Consider the following 19659-nt stretch of genomic DNA (forward strand, 5'->3'; position numbering starts at 1 on the left):
AATATGAGCGCGATCATCCGCAAGATCGTCACCGTCGTCGAAGAGACGCAGATGGAGATGGGGCGCCAGGTTTCGCCGCCGACCCGGCGCGCGGCTGCGATCGCCGTCATCGAAAATCCCTTTGCCGGAAAATATGTCGAGGATCTCTCGCCGCTGATCGCGATCGGCGAGGAGCTTGGCGAGCTGCTGTCGAAGCGCGCGGTGGCGGCGCTCGGCATCGATGGCGCGAAGGCGCAGAGCTATGGCAAGGCGGCGGCCGTCGGCGAGAACGGCGAGTTGGAGCACGCGGCCGCAATCCTTCATCCCAAGATGGGCGCGCCGGTGCGCAAGGTTCTGGGCAAGGGCGCGGCGCTGATCCCGTCGTCGAAGAAGCGCAGCGGCCCCGGCACGACTCTCGACATTCCGCTCGGCCACAAGGATGCTGCCTTCGTGCGCAGCCATTTCGACGGCATGGAAGTGCAGATCAACGATGCGCCGCGCGCCAACGAGATCATGGTCGCGGTCGCCGTCACCGACAGCGGCCGTCCGCTGCCGCGCGTCGGCGGGCTCACGGTTGCCGAGATCAAGGGCGAAGACGGTTTGAAATAGACGACGCAAGAGAGTTCAAAACTGGAGGTTGGGATGCGAGCAAGAAATTATTTCGTCGGCGCGGCCTTTGCGCTTCTGGCGGGCGGCATGGCTCATTCGGCCATGGCGCAGGAGATCAAGATCGGCGAGATCAACAGCTATTCGCTGCTGCCGGCGTTCACGGAGCCCTATCGCAAGGGCTGGCAGCTCGCGGTCGAGGAGATCAACGCGGCTGGCGGCATCAACGGCAAGAAGCTCGTCGTCGTCTCCAAGGACGACGGCGGCAAGCCGGCGGACGCACAGACCGCGGCCAACGAGCTCGTCTCCAGCGAAGGCGTTGCGATGCTGACGGGCACGTTCCTGTCGAACATCGGCCTTGCGGTCAGCGACTTCGCCAACCAGAAGAAGGTGTTTTTTCTCGCGGCCGAGCCGCTGACGGACGCCGTGACCTGGTCGAAGGGCAACAAGTACACCTTCCGCCTGCGTCCTTCCAACTACATGCAGGCCGCGATGCTGGTGGAAGCCGCCAGCAAGCTGCCGGCCAAGCGCTGGGCGACGATCGCGCCGAATTATGAATACGGCCAGTCGGCGGTTGCGGTGTTCAAGAAGCTGATGTCGGAGAAGCGCCCGGACATCCAGTGGGTCGACGAGCAATGGCCGCCGCAGGGCAAGATCGATGCGGGTCCGGTGCTGCAGGCGATTGCCGCTGCCAATCCCGAAGCGATCCTCAACGTCACCTTCGGTCCTGATCTCGTCAAGCTCGTGCGTGAAGGCAACACCCGCGGCGTGTTCAAGGGTCGCGAAGTTGTGTCCTTCCTGACCGGCGAGCCCGAATATCTCGACCCGCTCAAGGACGAGACGCCCGAGGGCTGGATCGTCACCGGCTATCCCTGGTACTCGATCAAGACGCCCGAGCATGATGCGTTCCTCAAGGCCTATCAGGGCAAGTACAACGACTATCCGCGCCTCGGCTCGATCGTCGGCTATCAGACCATCAAGGCGGCCGCGGCGATCATCGCCAAGGCGGGCTCGACCGATACCGACAAGTTGATCGCGGCGGCCGAAGGCCTCTCGATGCCGTCGCCGCTCGGCGAGATCACCTTCCGCAAGATCGACCACCAGTCGACCCTTGGCGCCTTCGTCGGCAAGACTGCGCAGAAGGACGGCAAGGGCGTGATGGTGGATGCAGTTTACAAGAAGGGCTCGGACTATCTGCCCAGCGACGCCGAAGTCGAGAAGCTGCGTCCGAAGGATTGATGCGAAGAGAGACCGGGGCCTCGTGGTTCGAGACGCGCGGCGTTGCCGCGCTCCTCACCATGAGGTTCCCGGAACCACGAGGTTCCCGGACCTCATCCTGAGGAGGCGCGCAGCGCCGTCTCGAAGGATGAAGCCCCATATTGAGACTTATGCCTAACCCGGACCGCCGATGGCCTTCTATGTCGTACAGTTTCTGACCGGTCTTGCCAGCGCAGCGTCGCTGTTTCTGGTGGCCTCGGGCCTGTCGATCATCTTCGGCGTGACGCGGATCGTGAATTTCGCGCATGGCGCCTTCTACATGATCGGTGCCTACATCGCCTTCACGCTGACCGAGCGTTTCTCCGGCGCGTTCGGCTTCTGGGGCGGCGTCGTTGTCGCAGCGCTCGCGGTAGCGTTGATCGGCGTGCTCGTCGAGATGGTGCTGCTCCGGCGCATCTATCACGCCCCCGAACTGTTCCAGCTGCTGGCGACTTTCGGCCTGACCCTGATGGTCGAGGACCTGGTCGTGCTGGTCTGGGGGCCTGACGATCTCGTCGGCCGCCGTGCGCCGGGCTTTCGGGGCGCGGTCGATTTCTTCGGCCAGAACATCCCGAGCTACGATCTGTTCCTGATCGTGCTGAGCCCCGTCGTGCTCGGCATTCTCTGGCTCTTGTTCCAGCGGACGCGCTGGGGCGTGCTGGTGCGTGCGGCAACGCAGGACCGCGACATGGTCGCGGCGCTCGGCGTCAACCAGAAATGGCTGTTCACATCCGTGTTCGCGGTCGGCGTCTTCCTCGCGGCCCTCGGCGGCGCGCTCCAGATCCCGCGCGATGCCGTGCATCACGCCATGGATCTGCGCATCATCGTCGATGTCTTTGTCGTCGTGGTGATCGGCGGCCTCGGCAGCATCGTCGGTGCCTTCGTTGCGGCGGTGCTGGTCTCCGAGCTGAACGCCTTCGGCATCCTGATCTTTCCGAAGATCTCCATCATTCTGGTGTTCCTGGTGATGGCGGTGGTGCTGATCGTTCGACCCTGGGGCTTGTTCGGCAAGCCGGAGGCGGCCGCGCGCAAGACGCCGGGTCTCACCGTCAATCCATGGCGCCCGCTGACGTCGAATGAGCGGCTCGCCTCGCTCGCCGCGCTCGTCATTACCGCGACCTTGCCGCTGTTCGCCGGCAATTACGCGCTGACCGTCGGCTCGGAGATCGCGATCTTCGTGATCTTCGCCGTCAGCCTGCACTTCCTGATGTCGGTCGGCGGTCTCGCGTCGTTCGGCCACGCCGCCTATTTCGGCCTCGGCGCCTATGGCGTCGCCTTCCTCGCCAAGATGGCGGGGCTGCCGATGATCGTGTGCCTGTTGCTCGGGCCGCTGCTCGGCTGCATGGGCGCCGCGGTGTTCGGCTTCTTTGCCGTGCAGCTCTCCGGCGTCTACTTTGCGATGTTGACGCTCGCTTTCGCGCAGATCGTGTGGTCGATCGCGTTCCAGTGGGTGAGTGTGACAGGCGGCGACAACGGCATCCTCGGCGTCTGGCCGGAAAAATGGGCAGCGAGCCCGTCGCATTTCTACTGGCTGGCGCTCGGCGTCGCAGCGCTGGTCACCATCGCGCTGCGGGTCATGGTGTTCTCGCCGTTCGGCTACGCACTTCGGGCGACGCGCGACTCGCTCCTGCGCACGGAAGCGGTCGGCATCAATGCCAAGCGCATCCAGTGGACCGCCTTCGTGATCGCAGGCACCACCGCCGGCATCGGGGGCGCGCTGTTCGCCTATCTCAAGGGCAGCGTCTTCCCGGATAATCTCGGCATCTCGCTGTCGGTCGATGCGCTGGTCATGGTGCTGCTCGGCGGCGTCGAGACGGTGTCGGGCGGGGTGATTGGTGCGATCGTCTACAAGGCGCTCAACATCTGGCTGGTCAGCCAGACCGATTTGTCGAAGCTGGTGCTCGGCGGCTTCATCGTGCTGATCGTCGTCGTCTTCCCCAAGGGCATCGTCGGCATGCTGGAGATGCTGTCGCAGCGGCGCAGGAAGGCATCGCCGCCGGGATCGCCTCTTATTGCCAAGCCGATCGAGTCCGCCGAATGAGCGTCGCACCCCCACTTCTCGCGGTTGAAGGCCTGACCAAGTCCTATGGCGGCATCCACGCCGTGCGCGGCGTCTCGTTCTCGCTGCGATCAGGCGAGATTCTGGCGCTGATCGGCCCGAACGGCGCGGGCAAGAGCACCTGCTTCGACATGCTCAACGGCCAGAATAAGCCTGATACCGGCCATGTCCGTCTGCTCGGCGAAGAAACCACGGGCAAGAAGCCGCGTGAGATCTGGCGCATGGGCGTGGGCCGGACCTTCCAGATCACCGCGACGTTCGCGACCATGACCGTGCGCGAGAATGTGCAGGTCGCGCTGATCTCGCACGGGAAGCAGCTCTTCAATCTCTGGGGCTCGGCGCCGAATTTTGACCGCGGCGAGGCCGGCCGGTTGCTCGAGCTCGTCGGCATGGGCGGCTATGCAGATCGTCCGTGCGGCGAGCTCGCCTATGGCGATCTCAAGCGGCTTGAGCTTGCGGTGGCGCTCGCCAACCAGCCGAAATTGCTGCTGATGGACGAGCCTACCGCCGGCATGGCGCCGCGCGAGCGCGTCGACCTGATGCGGCTGACTGCGAGCATCGCGCGGGAAAAGTCGATCGGCGTGCTCTTCACCGAGCACGACATGGACGTGGTGTTCGAGCATGCCGACCGCATCATCGTGCTGAATCGGGGGACGCTGATCGCCGAGGGCTCGCCGGCCGAGGTGCGCAGCAATCCGCAGGTACAGGCGGTCTATCTCGGCGAGGGCCTGCTTTACGAGGCCGGGCATCGCGAGGGAGCATCAGCATGAAGCTCACGGTGCAGGACCTCAACAGTCATTACGGCCCGGCCCATATCCTGTTCGACATCGGCTTCGAAGTGGGCGAGGGCGAAGTGGTGGCGCTGCTTGGGCGTAACGGCGCCGGCAAATCGACGACGTTCCGCTCGGTCGTCGGTCTCGTTGCTCAGCGCTCCGGCCGCATCATGTTCGAGGGTAAGGATGTCTCGGCACGTCCGACCCACGAGATCGTGCGCGATGGGCTCGGCTACGTGCCCGAGGAGCGGCGCATCTTCACCGATCTGACGGTGGAAGAGAATCTCGAAGTCGGCCGCCAGCCGAAGCGTCCGAATGCCCCGCACTGGACGCGCGAAAAACTGTTCGCGCTGTTTCCAAATCTCGGCGAGATGAAGAACCGACCGGGCGGCCGCATGAGCGGCGGCGAGCAGCAGATGCTCACCATCGCGCGCACGCTGATGGGCAATCCGTCGCTGGTGCTGCTCGACGAGCCCTCGGAGGGCCTGTCGCCAAAAATTGTGGAGCAGATGGTCGACGCCATCCTGACCATGAAGAAGGAGGGCGTCAGCATCGTCGTCTCCGAACAGAATCTGCACTTTGCGCGATTGATCTCCGATCGCGCCTATATCATCGAGCGCGGCCGCATCTGCTTCGGCGGCACCATGGCCGAGCTCGATTCGCGTCCGGATATCCGCGACGCGCATCTGTCGTTGTGAGGGGTGGGGAGCGGATGGCGAGAAGCGTTGCGGTGAAGAAGGGCGTCAAGCCGGCCAAATCGCCTAGCAAGTCGTCTTACGTGCTCGACGAGCAGGTTGGCTTCATCCTGCGCCAGGTCTGGCAGCGCCACAGCTCGATCTTCTCCCGCGACATCGGCACCAACATCACGCCGACGCAATGGGCGGCACTGTCCAAGCTCGCCGAAACCGGGGCGTGCTCGCAGAACCAGCTCGGACGGCTGACCGCGATGGACGTCGCGACCATCAAGGGCGTGATCGACCGCCTGACGGCGCGCGGCCTGACCGAGACCAGCCAGGATCCAGACGATGGACGGCGGCTGCTGGTGAGCCTGACGCGCGCCGGTCAGCAACTTGCGGAGAAGGTCGCGCCGAGCGCGCTCGCGATCACCCGCGAGACGCTGTCGCCGCTCGACGCCAGGGAGCGCGAGATGCTGATGGCGCTGTTGAACAAGCTGCGGTGAAGTCGGTCTCGTAGGGTGGGCAAAGGCGCAACGCGCCGTGCCCACCGTCTTTAGCCGTTTCAATGAAGAATGGTGGGCACGCTTCGCTTTGCCCAACCTACGGCTCTGCGGCCTCGCTCAATGACCGCCGACGATCTCCGGCACTCTCCCTGCCGGCGGCGTATTGCGGCTGCGCTGCGTCCGCACGATGCCGTCGATGATGGTCATGCCGATGCCGGGGAGGTCGCCGAGCTGGACGCTTTCCAGAATATTCTTGCCGGCCGAGTGCTGCGCCTTGTCCATGATGACGAAATCGGCGGAGCGGCCCACTTCAATGAGGCCGCAATCGAGCTCGCGCATCCGCGCGGTGTTGCCGGTGGCAAGGCAAAACGCGAGCTCGGCCGGCAGATCGCCGAGCGCGGACAGCATCGAGACCATGCGCAGAATGCCGAGCGGCTGCACGCCGGAGCCGGCGGGCGCGTCGGTCCCGAGGATCACCCGGTGCAGATCACCCATCTCGCGCGCGATGCGCAGCGTGAACAGGGCCGAGCGTTCATTGCCGTTATGCACCAGCTCGAGGCCGCGCTTGCAGCCCTCGCAGATGCAGCGGATCTGGTCGTCGGGGAGCGCCGTGTGGCCGCCATTGATATGGCCGATCACGTCGGTGTCGGCCTCCAGCACCACGTCCTTGTCGATCAGGCCGGAGCCGGGGATCGAGGGGCCGCCGGTGTGGATCGTGCTCTGGATGCCGTATTTGCGCGCCCAGCCGACCATTTTTCGCGCGGTCGGGCCGTCCTTGACGCCGCCGAGGCCGACCTCGCCGAGCAGCTTGACGCCGGCTGCGGCCAACTCCTTGAAGTCCTCCTCGACCATCTCGCATTCGATCACCGGCGCGCCGGCGTGAACCTTCACGCCGCCGGGCCGCAGATTCCAGAATGCGCGCTGGGCGAAGATCGCCATCGCCTTGAGACCGACGACGTCGCGCGGGCGGCCGGGCATGTGCACCTCGCCGGCCGAGATCATGGTGGTGACGCCGCCATGGAGGTTGCTGTCGATCCAGCCGATCTGGTTCTGCCGGGGCGTCCAGTCGCCGGCTACCGGGTGGACATGGCTGTCGATCAGGCCGGGGGCAACCGTGGTGCCGTTGGCCTCGACGATGGTGGTCGCGCCTTCGGTGTTGACGTCTTTGAAGCGGCCGATCGCGATGATCTTGCCGTTCTCGGCGACGATGGTGTCGCCGTCCAGGATCGGCTTTTCCAGCGCGCCGGACAGGATCAGGCCGATATTCCGGATCACGAGCTTCGAGGGTCCGGTGGCCTGGGGTGCGTCATGCGCCATGGAAGGGGTCCTTATCCTGAACTGCAACGCTTCCGATCTTGGGCAGCCTTGACCCCGGGAGCAAGCGGGATTATTCATTAGTATACGAATGATCGTATACAAATGACGCATAGCTGCCCGCCTCGGAACCGCAATTGAGCGACACGGATAGGTGAGATGAGCAATTTCAATCAGGAAAGCGTTTTGAGCGTCCACCACTGGACCGACACGCTGTTCTCCTTCAAGACCACCCGCAGCCCGACCTTCCGTTTCCGCAACGGCGAATTCACCATGATCGGGCTCAAGGTCGGCGAGAAGCCGCTGCTGCGGGCCTACAGCGTCGCCAGCGCCAATTACGAGGACACCCTCGAATTCTTCTCGATCAAGGTGCCCGATGGCCCGCTGACCTCGCGGCTCCAGCATTTGAAGCAAGGCGACGAGATCATCGTCAGCCGCAAGGCCACAGGTACGCTGGTGATCGACAATCTGGAGGAGGGGCGCAACCTCTACCTCATCGGCACCGGCACGGGCCTTGCTCCGTTCCTGAGCGTGATCAAGGATCCCGAGACTTACGAGCGGTTTGAGAAGGTGGTGCTGCTACATGGCTGCCGGCATGTGAAGGAGCTCGCCTATGGCGAGATGATCACCGAACATCTGCCCAAGGACGAGCTGCTCGGCGAGTACATCAGCAACCAGCTGATCTACTACCCGACCGTGACCCGCGACCCCTTCCGCAACCGCGGGCGCATCACCGACCTCATCACCTCGGGCAAGCTGTTCAGCGATATTGGCCTGCCGGGGCTGGAAGCCGCCCATGACCGCGTCATGATCTGCGGCAGCCCGGCGCTGGTTGCAGACACCCGCTCGCTCCTGGGCGAACGCGGGTTTGTCGAGGGCAATCACGGCGAGCCGGCCCAGTTCGTGGTCGAAAAGGCCTTTGCCGAGCGCTAGGCCCGTAATTCCTGCGTCATAAGACCGTATTTTCGCCGCCGCGCGGGCGTTGCGGCGCCGATTCGGCGCACGATACACTGTGGGAGCGAATCAGCGGAGTTCCCACATGGTTGCGGACAGCGACAGCAACATCGCCTGGCACCGGGTCCAGTTGAAGAAGAACCGCGCCGAGTTGAAGGCGCTGGAGACCGCGCGCTTCACGATGGGCGAGATCGCGTCCTCGAAGCGCGACGGCCAGACCCAGAAGACGATCGGGGACCTCAAGCGCAAGATCGCGCAGTCCGAGCGCGTGATCGCCGACCACGACAAGCGCACGCGCCGCCCGCTCGGCACCGACGTGCAAAGCCTCAGCAATGGCAGCTGGAGCCATTGGGACTCCTATACGACGCAACGACAGCGGAAGCCCGGTTCGCCGGGACGCTGACAGGGATCAGGATCCCGTCAGTTTCTTCGCCGCGACGAGATCGCGTTCCCAACCGAATACGGATCGGCCGTCAAGCTCCGGCGATGCGGCGCGTTCGGTTTCGATGAATGACTCCACGGATGGCCCGTGTGCGGTGCGCTCCAGCCGTCGCGCCTGATCGTCGAGGCGCCTGATCGCCTGCATCTCTTCCTCGCGGCCGAGCTTTGCGTTCTGGATCGCGCCCTTCAGCACGCGAATGGTCTCGTCATAGACCTTGATCGGGACGGGGTAGGGATGCCGGTCCTTGCCGCCATGGGCGAGTGAGAAGCGCGCAGGGTCGTTGAAGCGATAGGGCGCGCCGTGCACGACTTCGGCGACCATCGCCAGGGAGCGCACGGTGCGCGCGCCGACGCCCGGCGTCAGCAGCAGTTCCGGGAAGTCGATGGGGCCGCGCTCGGCGGCCGCAGCCAACGTGCCATGCAGGCGCCGCGCGAACACGTCCTTCGGCCGGACATCGTGATGCGCGGGCATGATCAAATGCGGCAGCATCGCCTGCGCCGGCTCGGGCGGAATCCCGGTGAGCCGCTCGAATTCCGTGAGGATGCGATCGGGGCCGAGATCGCTCAACAGCTCGAGCTGCGCAGAGCGCGAGACATCGGCGCGATGGTCGGTGAGATTGACGATCTCGCCTTGCTGCGGTCCGTCGATCGCGCTGTGCGGCGTGTCGACAAAGCTCTTCAGCGACTCTGAATGCCAGTGATAGCGGCGGGCCTGCCGCTTGTCGCCGTTCATGCCCTGCTGCACCACCGTCCACTTCGCATCGGCGGTGACGAAGAAGCCGTGGAGATAAAGATCAAAGCCGTCCTGCACAGCCGCGCTGTCAACCTTCGCGACCAGACGGCTGGCGCGCGTGAGTTTTGCGCCATCGAAGCCAACGCGGTCGCCGAGCTGCATCAATTCGTCCGGCGTCTTGCGCGAATGCTGGCCGCGGCCGCCACAGACATAGATTCCGAGCTCATCCTGGAGCGGCCCGAGCCCGCGCTTCAGCGCGCCGATCACAGAGGTGGTGATCCCTGAGGAGTGCCAGTCCATGCCCATGACGGCGCCGAACGACTGGAACCAGAACGGATGCGACAGACGCTGCATGAACGCGTCGCGCCCGTAATGATGCACGATCGCCTGCGTGACGATCGCACCCAGCGACGCCATGCGGCTCGCAAGCCACGGCGGAACCCGTCCGGTGTGCAAGGGAAGATCGGCGCTGCCGGTACGTCTGGTCATGACCGCCGCAGAATAGCGCAGTTCGACCTCGGTTGCACCCGCGTTGCATGAGGCGGCGAAGCGAAGCCCGCGGGCGTGCGTTGGGCGCCAGAGGCACGGCCCGGCGCTACGCCGCTCCAACCACGGCTGGGTTGGCCTGCCCGCCGGTGCGCCGTCGCGGCTTGCGCAGCTTCCGCCGCGCCCAGATCAGGAGGCCGGTCGACAGCAGCGTCAGCAATGCGATTGACGTCACGATGTTGAGCGGCGAAGCGATCAGGGCCGACCAGTTTCCCTCATGGATCAGGCGCGGCCAGTTGCGCGGCAGCGCGGCAACGCCCGACGAACTGACGGAATATGCGCGCAGCTCTCCGTCTTCGAAGACGCGCGCCATGATGCGCCCGCCACGCACACCTATCGAGATCACATGCGACAGCTCGTGCGAGTCTGCGACCATGCGAATGGCGTCGGGCAGGGCGACAGGACGTCCGCCGCCAGCCGGAGCGGCTCCGCTCTGAAACGTCAGGCCGAACGCCATGCACAGGCCGGTCAGCGGGCTCAGCAGGATCAGCGGCAGCGCAAACCATGCGGTGCCCTTGTGCCATCCGGAGAGCGTGTTGCGCAGCCTCGGCAGGCCCACGAGAATGCCGAGCACCATCAGCGACACCATGGCGATGGTCGAGCTCGTCACCAACCACGCCTGGCCGAGCAGCCGTTCATGCGTGACCCGCGCCCACAGGAAGAGATCAGGGAGGCTGGAGCCCGCGGCCGCGAGCTCGCCGGTTGCGAGGTCGATCGCCGGCGCATCGGTGCCTTGCAGTGTCATGCGCCGGCTGCCGGCATTGATCGAAAGCCCGCGCGCCTTGCCATCCGGATCATATCGTTTCACCAGCTCAACGACGCGACCGGAGTCGATTGCCGGACCGCCGATGCTACTGACTTGCACCAACGGCTCGAAGGACAGGATCATTCCGGTGGCAATGATCGCGAGCAGGGGAAGCGCAAAGACCAGCGTGATCCAGCGATGCAGGGTCAACAACATGGGCTTGTTCATTTTCGGTCTCCGGCGATCTGCTGCGTTGGTCGCCCAACGCAGCGCCGAAGACAAATGACGCTTTATCCATGTTGCTGCGTTGATCTGCAGCAAATGCAGTCAGCGCCCGTCGCAGCGATGCTGCCGCCGAATGCTAATCGTTCGCAGGTTCAAGCGTGGCCAACAATTTATGCAGCAGCCGCGTCGCGCGCTCGACGTCGGCTTCGGAGAATTCGCCGAGCACCATATTTTCACCGTGGTCCAGGACATCGGCCATGACGCGCTCTGCGAGTGTGCGCCCCTTGGCTGTCAGCCGAACCGGCTTGCTGCGCTTGTCGGCGGTGCCTTCCGCTCGCGTGATGAAGCCTCGCTCCTGCAAGGCGTTGAGCACCTTGGTCAGTCCGCCCGACGAGATCAGGATGGCCGGATAGAGCTCGGTCGGGATCATCTCGTAGGGCGGAGCGACGCCACGGAGCGTGATCAGCACTTCGAACTCCATGAACGACAGGTTATGCGCGGCAATCCGCTGCGCCACGCTGTCGCGCATCAGGCTGTTCAGGCGGTAGATGCGCACCATGAACTCGCCGACGGCGGTGACGGATTCGGGCCAATGCTTCTTCCTGATGGTGAGAAGCTTGTCCGCGGGATAGCGCGGCTCGGTCATGGTGGGCCTCCTTACGAAGAGTTCATCCGTTGATATCTTGCCGGAAAGATAGTTGCAGTGTATCTTTCTAGGAAGATAAATGATCGGCAGAGGCCGACCAGCGAGAGTGCGAAACGAACCTGACGCGCGCCGTAGGCCGGTGCGCGAACGGGAGGGCTTTTGCCAGAATGGAGACGATCATGTTGAAACGATATCTGATACTGACCTTGACTGCGGCGGCGATCCTCGCCGCACCGGCTACCTTCGCCGAGGCCGGCCAAACCAAGACGATTGCTGCGGCGAAGGCCACGACCAAGCAGACCGCGGCGCGCCAGGCTTTCGGGGCCGTGATGGCCGGCACCACGACGAATTCCACCGAGGGCGTCGTCGCCCGGCCGCCGGCCCAGCCAGGCGCCTGGTAAGCTCGGAGATAGGGGCTGCCAAATGGAGGCCGGCATACGCGCCGGTCTTCCAGCGCTTGAGCAGCATTCCGAACGTTCAGTGGCGTCATCCGAAACCCCTCACGGCATCGTTAGCGGCAGATAGCTTGCTGGCAAGATACCTGCGGCCTTCACGGCCATGCAAGACAGGTGTTGGACATCATTCGCCTGAAAGGACATCCCCATGAATCATTCAGTGGCAGAGATCACCACCGAGCAGGCCGGCATCTACCTGCAGCAGCTCTGCAAGCATTTTGCCCACAAGCTCGCGGTCGAGTTCACGCCGGAGCAGGGGACCATCCCGTTTTCGATGGGTATGTGCCGGCTGGAGGCTGCGGGCGACAAGCTGACGCTGAAGGCGGAGGCCGAGAACGCCGACCTCCTCGTGCAGGTCGAAGGCGTCGTCGAGCGTCATCTCGTCCGCTTCGCCTTCCGCGATCCGCCGGAGATTGTATGGCGGGCCGCGGAGCAGGCTGCGAGCTAAGGCCTGCTCGCCTTGGCCGCGCCGCGTAAGCCCGCCTGCTGCTGGATCGTGTCCAGCGCGCCGGAGGATTGCTCCTCCGCCACGAAACGGTTGAGCAGGGGGAGCGCGTCCTCGCGCCCCTTTGGGATTGCGATGGCCATATGCTCGGCGCCCCAATTGCCGTCGAGGATCCTTGCGCCTGGCATCTGGTCTGACATCTCGAATAGCGTCGGCTTATTGGTGGCATAGAGATCGATCTCACGGCTCTCGAACATCGTGATGGCGATCTTGACGCTTTCGACGGGAACGATGGTCGCGTTCTTGAACTTGGCCGGTAGCGTGCGCTCGGAGGTCGAGCCCTTGGTGACGCCGATCTTCACGCCCGCCGTGTCGATATTTTCGACTTTGCCGATGGGCGAGTTTGCCGGCACCAGAAAGCCGAGCTCGATCGCCAGTACCGGCTGGCTGAAGCTGACCTCATTGGCGCGGGCCGGCGTGGCGTTGGTCACGGTAAAATCGACCTGGCCGTCGTGGATCGCGGTGACGATGTCGGCGACGCGCTGGAACCTGACATAGTCGATGCCGACGCCAAGCCGCTTTGCCAGCTCGCCGCCGAGGTCGTAGGCGAGGCCGTGCGGCTTGCCGGCCGCATCATTCACCATCGAGGTCGGGCTGCCCGGATAGATGCCGACGCGAAGAGTGCCGCTCGGTGCCAGCAACTTTGCTTCGCCGTCGGCGCGCGCGTGCGTGCCGAGGAGACCAATGATTGCGACCGCGAGCAGGGCGAGGCGCGCGAGACTCCCGGAAGAGATCTTCATGCGAAGAGCCTCACTGCGCGTGGATGTCGGCGGCCTTCAGCATCGGCTCCCATTTGGTCGCCTCGGCGTGCATGTAGGCGTCAAAATCCTTGGCGGAGGAGCCGACCGGGGCTGCGCCGATCTTGCCCAGCGTCGACAGCACGTTCGGATCCTGCAGCGCTGCCTTCAGATCGGTCTCGAGCTTCGCCACGATCTCGGGCGGCATCTTGGCCGGGCCGAGAACGCCCCACCAGACCGAGACGTCGTAGCCTGGCACGCCTGATTCCGCGACCGTCGGAACATCAGGCAGTGCCTTGGAGCGTTCGGCCGAGGTCACCGCAAGCGCGCGCACCGGACCGCCTTCGAGCTGGGCGATGGCTTCCGCAAGCGGATTGATGCTGAGCGGAATATCGCCGGCGATGACAGCGGTGAGCGCCGGCGCGCCGCCCTTGTAGGGGATCGCGACGATCTTGGTGCCGGACATGTGCTTCAACAGCTCGCCGGCGAGATGTGCCGAGGTGCCGTTGCCCGACATGCCATAGGAGAGCTTGTCCGGCTCCTTCTTTGCAGCGGCCAGAAGATCACTGAGCGTCTTGTAGGGGCTGTCCTTGGCCACGACGATCGCAAGCGGCGAGGAGGCAACTTCACTGATCGCCGTAAAATCCTTGAACGTGTCGTAGGGCACGCTCGGATAGATGAACTGGTTGAGCGGATGGCCGCTCGCGACCAGGATCAGCGTGTAGCCGTCGGGCGCGGCCTGCGTCAGTGCCTGTGAGGCGACGATGCCGCCGGCGCCGGGACGGTTGTCGATCACGGGCTGCTGGCCCCAGGTTTTCGCGAGCGCCTGTGCGAGCGTGCGCGCGAGCACGTCGACCGCGCCGCCGGCCGCGTAGGGCACCAGGATGTGGACCGGCTTGCTCGGATAATTGTCGGCGGCCTGCGTGGCGGCGCCCGTCAGCAGCAGACCGGCGCCCAGCATGAAGCCGCCGATTGTCTTGTTCAAACCCAGCATTATTCAGCACTCCTTGGGGCATTCGCGTCCGCGCGGTGGTCTTCTGAGCCGCTCCCGGACGTTGCCCGTGGTTTTTGTTGACGAGACCTGATCTTTTGTACGATAGTACAAATCACATGGTACGCAAGCCCACCAGCAAGGAAACGACCCGCAAGCCGAATATGCGCGAGGCGATCCTCGCTGCGGCCGAGGAGTTGTTCGCCATCAACGGCTTCAACGCTGTTTCGGTGCGCGATATCGCGCAGGCCGCCGGGGCCAATCCCGGCAGCGTGACCTATCATTTCAAGACCAAGGACGGCCTGCTGCTGGAGATCTACCGGCGGCATTGCGGGCCGATGAATTTGCGTCGATCCGAGCTGCTCGCCGCCGCCAAGCGCGTGCGCGATCTCCAGGACCGGCTCGAGGCGGTGGTGCGGGCCTATGTGGCGCCGGCTTTCACCTCGGGCAGCGATCTCGCCGGCGGCGGCGCACGCTTCACGCGGCTTCGTGCGGTGATGTCGGCCGAAGGCAACGAGGTCGCGCGAAAAATCATCGCGCAGACTTTTGATGACACCAGCCACGCCTTCATCGACGCGATCCACGATAGCCTGCCGCATGTTCCGCGCACCGACATTGTCTGGCGCAGCCATTTCCTGCTCGGCGCACTCTATTATTCGCTGGTGACGCCGGATCGCGTCTCGCGCCTGTCGCGCGGCGAGGCTGACGGCAGCGACGCCGCCAGCGCCATCGAGCAATTGGTGCAGGCCACGGTGGCTGCGTTCCAGGCGCCGGCGCTCGATCAGGCCGCGCCGGTACGGCGGCGGCCGGTCGTCAGCAGCAAGACTTGAAAGAAACCGCCTGAGGGGAGGCGCGTAGCTGCGCTTCCGCTCGCAAGCGGACCATGTGACGGGGTGATTTAGGAAATGAACAGGCGGGAGTGCTTGCATCTCTTGACCGGCTTGGCCGGCGCTGTGCTCGCGAGCGAAGCGCGCGCGCAGGGTGCCGAGCCGAAAGCGATGCCGACGATCGCGCCGCCGGATCCAAATCCGAAGGTGCCGTCGTTCAAGCTGCCGCCGAAATCCTGCGACAGCCACACCCACATTTTTGGGCCGGCGTCGCGCTATCCCTTCTCGGAGAAGCGCCCCTACAACACGGCCGATGCGCCGCTGGAGATGTTCCGCAGCGTGCACGACAAGATCGGCGTCGAGCGCTGCGTCATCGTCAATGCCACGGTTCACGGCACCGATAATCGCGTCGTCACCGACGCGATCGCCCAGAGCGAGGGCGCCTACAAGGGCATCGCCAACGTCAACGACGAGATGAGCGAGAAGGATTTGGCGGCGCTCGACAAGGGTGGCATCTGCGGCTGCCGTTTCGCCTTCCTCAAGCGCCTCGGCGGCGTCGGCGACATGACAAAATTCCAGCGCATCGTGCATCGCGTCGCCGAGCTCGGCTGGCATATCGACGTCTATTTCGAGCCCGGTACGATCGCCGAATTCGCGCCCATCCTGACCGCGCTGCCGACGCCTTACGTGATCGACCACATGGGCACGGTGCAGGCCGCGAAGGGTCTCGACGATCCCGGCTACACTGCGCTGCTCGATCTCCAGAAAAAGGACGAGAAGTGCTGGGTCAAGATCACAGGCCTCGAGCGTGCCTCGGCCGCGGGCAAGCCGTTCCATGATGCCGTGCCGTTCGCGAAGGCGCTGATCGACAATGCGCCCGACCGCGTCATCTGGGGCACCGACTGGCCGCATCCCAACGTCAAGATCATGCCGAATGACGGCGAGATCGTCGACCTCATTCCCCTCTACGCGCCTGACGCGAAGATCCAGCAAAAACTGCTGGTCGACAATCCCGCGCGCTTGTTCAAGTTCAGCTGATGACCATGATGTACACGCCGACCATTCCGCCGCCCGATCCGAACACGCGCACGCCGAAATTCCAGCTGCCAAAGCTATCTTGCGACGCGCATTGTCACATCTTCGGCCCCGGCGCGAGATACCCGTATGCGCCTGATCGCTCCTACACGCCACCCGATGCGCCACTCGAGGATTTCCGCATCCTGCACGCCAAGCTCGGCGTGGAGCGCGCGGTCATCGTCAACGCCAGCGTACACGGCACCGACAACACGGTCGCGCTCGATGCCATCGCGCAGAGCAATGGCGCCTATCGCGCGGTCGCCAATATCGACGATGCCATCACCGAGCGCGAGCTTCGTGCGCTGCACGAGGGCGGCTTCCGCGGCTGCCGCTTCAATTTCGTTCGCCATCTCGGCGGTGTTCCCGACAAGCGCGTGTTCGACCGCATCGTCGCGATGGTCGCGCCGCTCGGCTGGCACATCGATCTGCATTTCGATGCGATCGACCTGCCTGAATATGCCGACGTGCTGACGAGGCTGCCGCTGAGCTACACCATCGACCATATGGGGCGGGTGAAGGCGTCGGAAGGGCTCGACCAGCTGCCGTTCAGGATTCTGATCGAGCTGATGCAGCGCGACGAGAAATGCTGGGTCAAGATCTGCGGCTCAGAACGTGTCTCCTCGGCGGGGCCGCCCTTTACCGACGCGGTGCCGTTTGCGCGAAAGATCGTCGAGACCGCGCCCGACCGAATTATCTGGGGCACTGACTGGCCGCATCCCAACGTCAAGGCGATGCCGAATGACGGCGACCTCGTCGATTTGATCCCGCTGTTCGCGCCGGAGCCGGAGTTTCAGCAAAAGATCCTCGTCGACAATCCTGCGCGCCTGTTCGAGTTCGACCAATGACGTCGCTCGCGATCGACAAGCCGCGCGGCCGCGCCTGGTGGAAGGAGCTCTGGATCCAGGTGCTCATCGCCATGGCGGCCGGCATCGCGCTTGGGATCGCTAGTCCCGAGGCGGGCGCCAAGATGCAGCCGCTTGGGGACGCCTTCATCAAGGCGATCCGGATGCTGATCGCGCCGATCATCTTCTGCACCGTCGTCCACGGCATCGCGCACATGGCCGACATGGCGCGGGTGGGACGCGTCGCGGTGAAGGCGATCGTCTATTTCGAGATCATGACCACGATCGCGCTGATCATCGGTCTCGTCGCGGTGAATGTGCTGAAGCCCGGTGTCGGCATGAACATCGATCCCGCCAGCATCAACGCCAGCGTGGTCGAGCCCTACGTCAAGCAGACTGCCGTGATCGGCTTCGTGCCGTTCCTGATGAACATCGTGCCCGCCACCTTCGTCGGCGCCTTTGCCGAAGGCAACATTCTCCAGGTGCTGTTCATCGCGGTGCTTTGCGGCTTTGCGCTGGTGCAGCTCGGCGAGCGCGCCGCGCCACTGGTCAATCTGATCGATATCGCCGCCAAGATGGTGTTCGCCGTTGTCGGCTTCGTGATGTGGGCGGCGCCGATCGGCGCGTTCGGGGCCATCGCCTTTACGGTCGGCAAGTTCGGCTTGGGATCACTGGCCTCGCTTGGCAAGCTGCTGGGCGGGTTCTATCTCACTTGCGTGATCTTCATCATCGTTGCGCTCGGCCCGGTCGCGCGGCTCTGTGGCTTCTCGCTGCTCAAGCTGATCCGCTACATCTGGGAGGAGCTGCTGATCTGCATCGCGACGACATCGTCCGAGACGGTGCTGCCGCGAATGCTGACCAAGCTGGAGAAGGCCGGCTGCGAGAAAAGCGTGGTCGGGCTGGTGATCCCGACCGGCTATTCCTTCAATCTCGACGGCACCTGTCTGTACCTTGCCGCTGCCTCGGTATTCCTCGCGCAGGCGACCAACACGCCGTTCGGGCTCGCCGAGCAGATCGAGTTGCTGCTGATCTTGCTCTTGACCTCCAAGGGCGCGGCGGGGATCGCCGGCGCCGCCTTCGTCGTGCTGGCGGCGACGCTTTCCGCCACCGGCTCCATCCCGGTGACGAGCGTTGCGCTGGTGCTCGGCATTCACCGCCTGATGTCGCAGGGGCTGACGCCGACCAATCTGATCGGGAACGCGGTCGCGACCATCGCGATCGCCAAATGGGAAGGTGCGCTCGACAGCGAACGACTGAAGCGCGTGCTCGACGGCGAGGAACCTGCGGTCACCGCCGCCTGATGAATTGGCTTCCTGCATGACGCAGGCCGCCTATGATGCTTACGAATGAGAGAGGGGAGTTTCTCCCATGAAAACAGGTCTCGTGGTCACGGCACATCCAGGCGATTTCGTCTGGCGCGCCGGCGGTGCCATCGCGCTGCATGCGAAGAAGGGCTATCGCATGAAGATCGTCTGCATGTCCTTTGGCGAGCGTGGCGAGAGCCAGTTCGCCTGGAAGGAGAAGGGCGCGACGCTGGAATCGGTCAAGGCTGGCCGCAAGGACGAGGCGGAACGCGCTGCAAAACTTCTCGGCGCCGAGATCGAGTTCTTCGATTGCGGCGACTATCCGCTAAAACTGACCGAGGCGCATTTCGACCGCATGGTCGACATCTACCGCGAGCTCAATCCGAGTTTTGTGCTGACGCACGCGCTGGAAGATCCCTACAATTTCGATCATCCGAACGCGGCGCATTTCGCGCAGGAGACCCGTGTGGTCGCGCAGGCGATGGGTCACAAGCCCGGCGCGCAGTATAAATATTCGGCGCCGCCGGTGTTTTTGTTTGAGCCGCACCAGCCCGAGCAGTGCAATTACAAGCCGGACCTGCTCCTCAAGATCGACGAGGTCTGGAAGGAGAAGTACGAGGCGTTTCAGATTCTCGCCGCGCAAAAGCATCTCTGGGGCTATTACGAGCGCGTCGCGCTCAATCGCGGCATCCAGGGCAGCCGCAACACCGGCGTGCCCATGACTTATGGCGAGGCTTATCAGCGCCTGTTCCCGACGGTTGCGGAGGAGTTGGCATGAAGCCCGTCGTCGTTCGCAACATTGAGCGGGCCGATCCCGCCGGAATGGCGGAGTATGGCGTCTCGACCGTGCACGAGGCTTACGGTCGCATCGGCCTGATGAAGCCTTATTTGCGACCGGTCTGGGCAGGCGCGTCGATTGCCGGGCCCGCCGTCACCGTGCTGGCGCAGCCCGGCGACAATTGGATGATCCATGTCGCGGTCGAGCAGTGCAAAAAGGGCGACATCCTCGTCGTCGGCTGCACCACCGACAACACCGACGGCATGTTCGGCGAGCTGCTCGCGACCTCGCTAAGGGCGCGTGGCGTGCAGGGGCTGATCATCGATGCCGGCTGCCGCGACGTCAAAGCGCTGCACGAGATGAACTTTCCGGTGTGGTCGCGCGCGGTCTCGGCCAAGGGCACGGTCAAGGCCACGCTCGGCTCGGTCAACATTCCCGTGGTCTGTGCCGGCGTCAACGTCGATCCCGGCGACATCATCGTTGCCGATGATGATGGCGTCGTGGTGGTGCCGAAGCGATATGCCACTGAGGTCGCCGAGAAGGCGAAGAAGCGCAACGCGGATGAAGGCGGCAAGCGCAAGCGCCTCGCGTCGGGCGAACTCGGCCTCGACATGTACAGCATGCGCGAGGCGCTGGCGAAGGCGGGGCTCGTCTACGTCGACAATCCCGAGGACGTCTAGAGCGA

General features: G+C 64.3%; 22 protein-coding genes. 16 read left to right on the plus strand and 6 right to left on the minus strand.

The features are described from left to right. Window positions 1-3: 3 nt before the first annotated feature. The 6 genes from BMW89_RS09670 to BMW89_RS09695 all read left to right on the plus strand — a co-directional run bounded on the left by BMW89_RS09670 (window position 4) and on the right by BMW89_RS09695 (window position 5854). A complete protein-coding gene (locus BMW89_RS09670) occupies window positions 4-588 on the plus strand; it encodes an amino acid synthesis family protein (RefSeq protein WP_092025072.1) in 585 nt (194 codons plus the stop codon). Window positions 589-621: 33 nt separating this feature from the next. Beyond that, the gene (locus BMW89_RS09675; RefSeq protein WP_092025074.1) at window positions 622-1824 is read left to right on the plus strand and encodes an ABC transporter substrate-binding protein; all 1203 of its coding nucleotides are present in this window, start codon (window positions 622-624) and stop codon (window positions 1822-1824) included. A 169-nt stretch (window positions 1825-1993) separates the two neighbouring features. Further along, window positions 1994-3883: an ABC transporter permease gene (locus tag BMW89_RS09680; RefSeq protein WP_092025076.1), complete on the plus strand. Its 1890-nt coding sequence runs from the start codon at window positions 1994-1996 to the stop codon at window positions 3881-3883. After that, window positions 3880-4671: an ABC transporter ATP-binding protein gene (locus BMW89_RS09685; protein ID WP_092025078.1), complete on the plus strand. Its 792-nt coding sequence runs from the start codon at window positions 3880-3882 to the stop codon at window positions 4669-4671. The genes BMW89_RS09680 and BMW89_RS09685 overlap by 4 nt, the downstream gene beginning before the upstream one ends. Beyond that, entirely contained in the window at window positions 4668-5372 is a 705-nt protein-coding gene (locus BMW89_RS09690) for an ABC transporter ATP-binding protein (protein WP_092025080.1), read from the plus strand. Before BMW89_RS09685 ends, BMW89_RS09690 begins: the two co-directional genes overlap by 4 nt. A 14-nt stretch (window positions 5373-5386) precedes the next feature. Further along, complete coding sequence (locus BMW89_RS09695; RefSeq protein WP_092025082.1) at window positions 5387-5854, plus strand: MarR family winged helix-turn-helix transcriptional regulator; 468 nt, start codon at window positions 5387-5389, stop codon at window positions 5852-5854. A 117-nt stretch (window positions 5855-5971) separates the two neighbouring features. On the opposite strand, the gene BMW89_RS09700 is transcribed toward BMW89_RS09695, so the two are convergent. Beyond that, window positions 5972-7171 carry an amidohydrolase family protein gene (locus BMW89_RS09700; protein ID WP_092025084.1) on the minus strand — a complete coding sequence of 400 codons (1200 nt, stop codon included), beginning with the start codon at window positions 7169-7171 and terminating at the stop codon, window positions 5972-5974. 156 nt (window positions 7172-7327) lie between these two features. Between BMW89_RS09700 and BMW89_RS09705 the strand changes: the two genes are divergently transcribed. Continuing rightward, the gene (locus tag BMW89_RS09705) at window positions 7328-8101 is read left to right on the plus strand and encodes a ferredoxin--NADP reductase (protein ID WP_092025086.1); all 774 of its coding nucleotides are present in this window, start codon (window positions 7328-7330) and stop codon (window positions 8099-8101) included. Between the two features lie 106 nt (window positions 8102-8207). Then, window positions 8208-8525, plus strand: a complete 318-nt coding sequence (locus BMW89_RS09710) for a hypothetical protein (RefSeq protein ID WP_092025088.1) — start codon at window positions 8208-8210, stop codon at window positions 8523-8525. Between the two features lie 6 nt (window positions 8526-8531). On the opposite strand, the gene BMW89_RS09715 is transcribed toward BMW89_RS09710, so the two are convergent. The 3 genes from BMW89_RS09715 to BMW89_RS09725 all read right to left on the minus strand — a co-directional run bounded on the left by BMW89_RS09715 (window position 8532) and on the right by BMW89_RS09725 (window position 11458). Beyond that, on the minus strand, window positions 8532-9785 hold the full coding sequence (locus tag BMW89_RS09715) for a DUF763 domain-containing protein (RefSeq protein ID WP_092025090.1): 1254 nt from the start codon (window positions 9783-9785) through the stop codon (window positions 8532-8534). Between the two features lie 106 nt (window positions 9786-9891). Further along, the gene (locus BMW89_RS09720) at window positions 9892-10815 is read right to left on the minus strand and encodes a PepSY domain-containing protein (RefSeq protein WP_092025092.1); all 924 of its coding nucleotides are present in this window, start codon (window positions 10813-10815) and stop codon (window positions 9892-9894) included. A 133-nt stretch (window positions 10816-10948) separates the two neighbouring features. Beyond that, window positions 10949-11458 (minus strand): MarR family winged helix-turn-helix transcriptional regulator, encoded by a 510-nt coding sequence (locus BMW89_RS09725; RefSeq protein ID WP_092025095.1) that lies wholly within the window; start codon window positions 11456-11458, stop codon window positions 10949-10951. A gap of 179 nt (window positions 11459-11637) precedes the next feature. Here BMW89_RS09725 and BMW89_RS09730 point away from each other — a divergent pair, with 179 nt between their 5' ends. Together BMW89_RS09730 and BMW89_RS09735 are read left to right on the plus strand one after the other, a co-directional pair. After that, window positions 11638-11859, plus strand: coding sequence for a hypothetical protein (locus tag BMW89_RS09730; RefSeq protein ID WP_143062734.1), 222 nt, complete (start codon window positions 11638-11640; stop codon window positions 11857-11859). A 202-nt stretch (window positions 11860-12061) separates the two neighbouring features. Then, window positions 12062-12361, plus strand: a complete 300-nt coding sequence (locus BMW89_RS09735) for a DUF2218 domain-containing protein (protein ID WP_092025099.1) — start codon at window positions 12062-12064, stop codon at window positions 12359-12361. Here BMW89_RS09735 and BMW89_RS09740 read toward each other — a convergent pair. Together BMW89_RS09740 and BMW89_RS09745 are read right to left on the minus strand one after the other, a co-directional pair. Then, window positions 12358-13158 (minus strand): ABC transporter substrate-binding protein, encoded by an 801-nt coding sequence (locus BMW89_RS09740; protein WP_092025101.1) that lies wholly within the window; start codon window positions 13156-13158, stop codon window positions 12358-12360. The two genes, BMW89_RS09735 and BMW89_RS09740, sit on opposite strands and share 4 nt — an antisense overlap. A gap of 10 nt (window positions 13159-13168) precedes the next feature. Next, the gene (locus tag BMW89_RS09745; RefSeq protein ID WP_092025103.1) at window positions 13169-14149 is read right to left on the minus strand and encodes a tripartite tricarboxylate transporter substrate binding protein; all 981 of its coding nucleotides are present in this window, start codon (window positions 14147-14149) and stop codon (window positions 13169-13171) included. A 116-nt stretch (window positions 14150-14265) separates the two neighbouring features. Between BMW89_RS09745 and BMW89_RS09750 the strand changes: the two genes are divergently transcribed. The 6 genes from BMW89_RS09750 (at window position 14266) to BMW89_RS09775 (ending at window position 19654) form a co-directional block, all read left to right on the plus strand. Next, on the plus strand, window positions 14266-14976 hold the full coding sequence (locus BMW89_RS09750) for a TetR/AcrR family transcriptional regulator (RefSeq protein WP_092025105.1): 711 nt from the start codon (window positions 14266-14268) through the stop codon (window positions 14974-14976). 75 nt (window positions 14977-15051) lie between these two features. Then, the gene (locus tag BMW89_RS09755; protein WP_092025106.1) at window positions 15052-16011 is read left to right on the plus strand and encodes an amidohydrolase family protein; all 960 of its coding nucleotides are present in this window, start codon (window positions 15052-15054) and stop codon (window positions 16009-16011) included. After that, window positions 16011-16895 carry an amidohydrolase family protein gene (locus tag BMW89_RS09760; protein ID WP_092025108.1) on the plus strand — a complete coding sequence of 295 codons (885 nt, stop codon included), beginning with the start codon at window positions 16011-16013 and terminating at the stop codon, window positions 16893-16895. The genes BMW89_RS09755 and BMW89_RS09760 overlap by 1 nt, the downstream gene beginning before the upstream one ends. Beyond that, the gene (gene dctA, locus BMW89_RS09765) at window positions 16892-18193 is read left to right on the plus strand and encodes a C4-dicarboxylate transporter DctA (RefSeq protein ID WP_092025110.1); all 1302 of its coding nucleotides are present in this window, start codon (window positions 16892-16894) and stop codon (window positions 18191-18193) included. Before BMW89_RS09760 ends, dctA begins: the two co-directional genes overlap by 4 nt. 67 nt (window positions 18194-18260) lie before the next feature. After that, entirely contained in the window at window positions 18261-18974 is a 714-nt protein-coding gene (locus BMW89_RS09770) for a PIG-L deacetylase family protein (RefSeq protein ID WP_011086622.1), read from the plus strand. Beyond that, on the plus strand, window positions 18971-19654 hold the full coding sequence (locus tag BMW89_RS09775) for a 4-carboxy-4-hydroxy-2-oxoadipate aldolase/oxaloacetate decarboxylase (RefSeq protein ID WP_092025112.1): 684 nt from the start codon (window positions 18971-18973) through the stop codon (window positions 19652-19654). Before BMW89_RS09770 ends, BMW89_RS09775 begins: the two co-directional genes overlap by 4 nt. The last annotated feature ends 5 nt before the right edge of the window (window positions 19655-19659 follow it).

Origin of the sequence: Bradyrhizobium sp. OK095, assembly GCF_900109945.1 — a bacterium.
Lineage (GTDB): Bacteria > Pseudomonadota > Alphaproteobacteria > Rhizobiales > Xanthobacteraceae > Bradyrhizobium.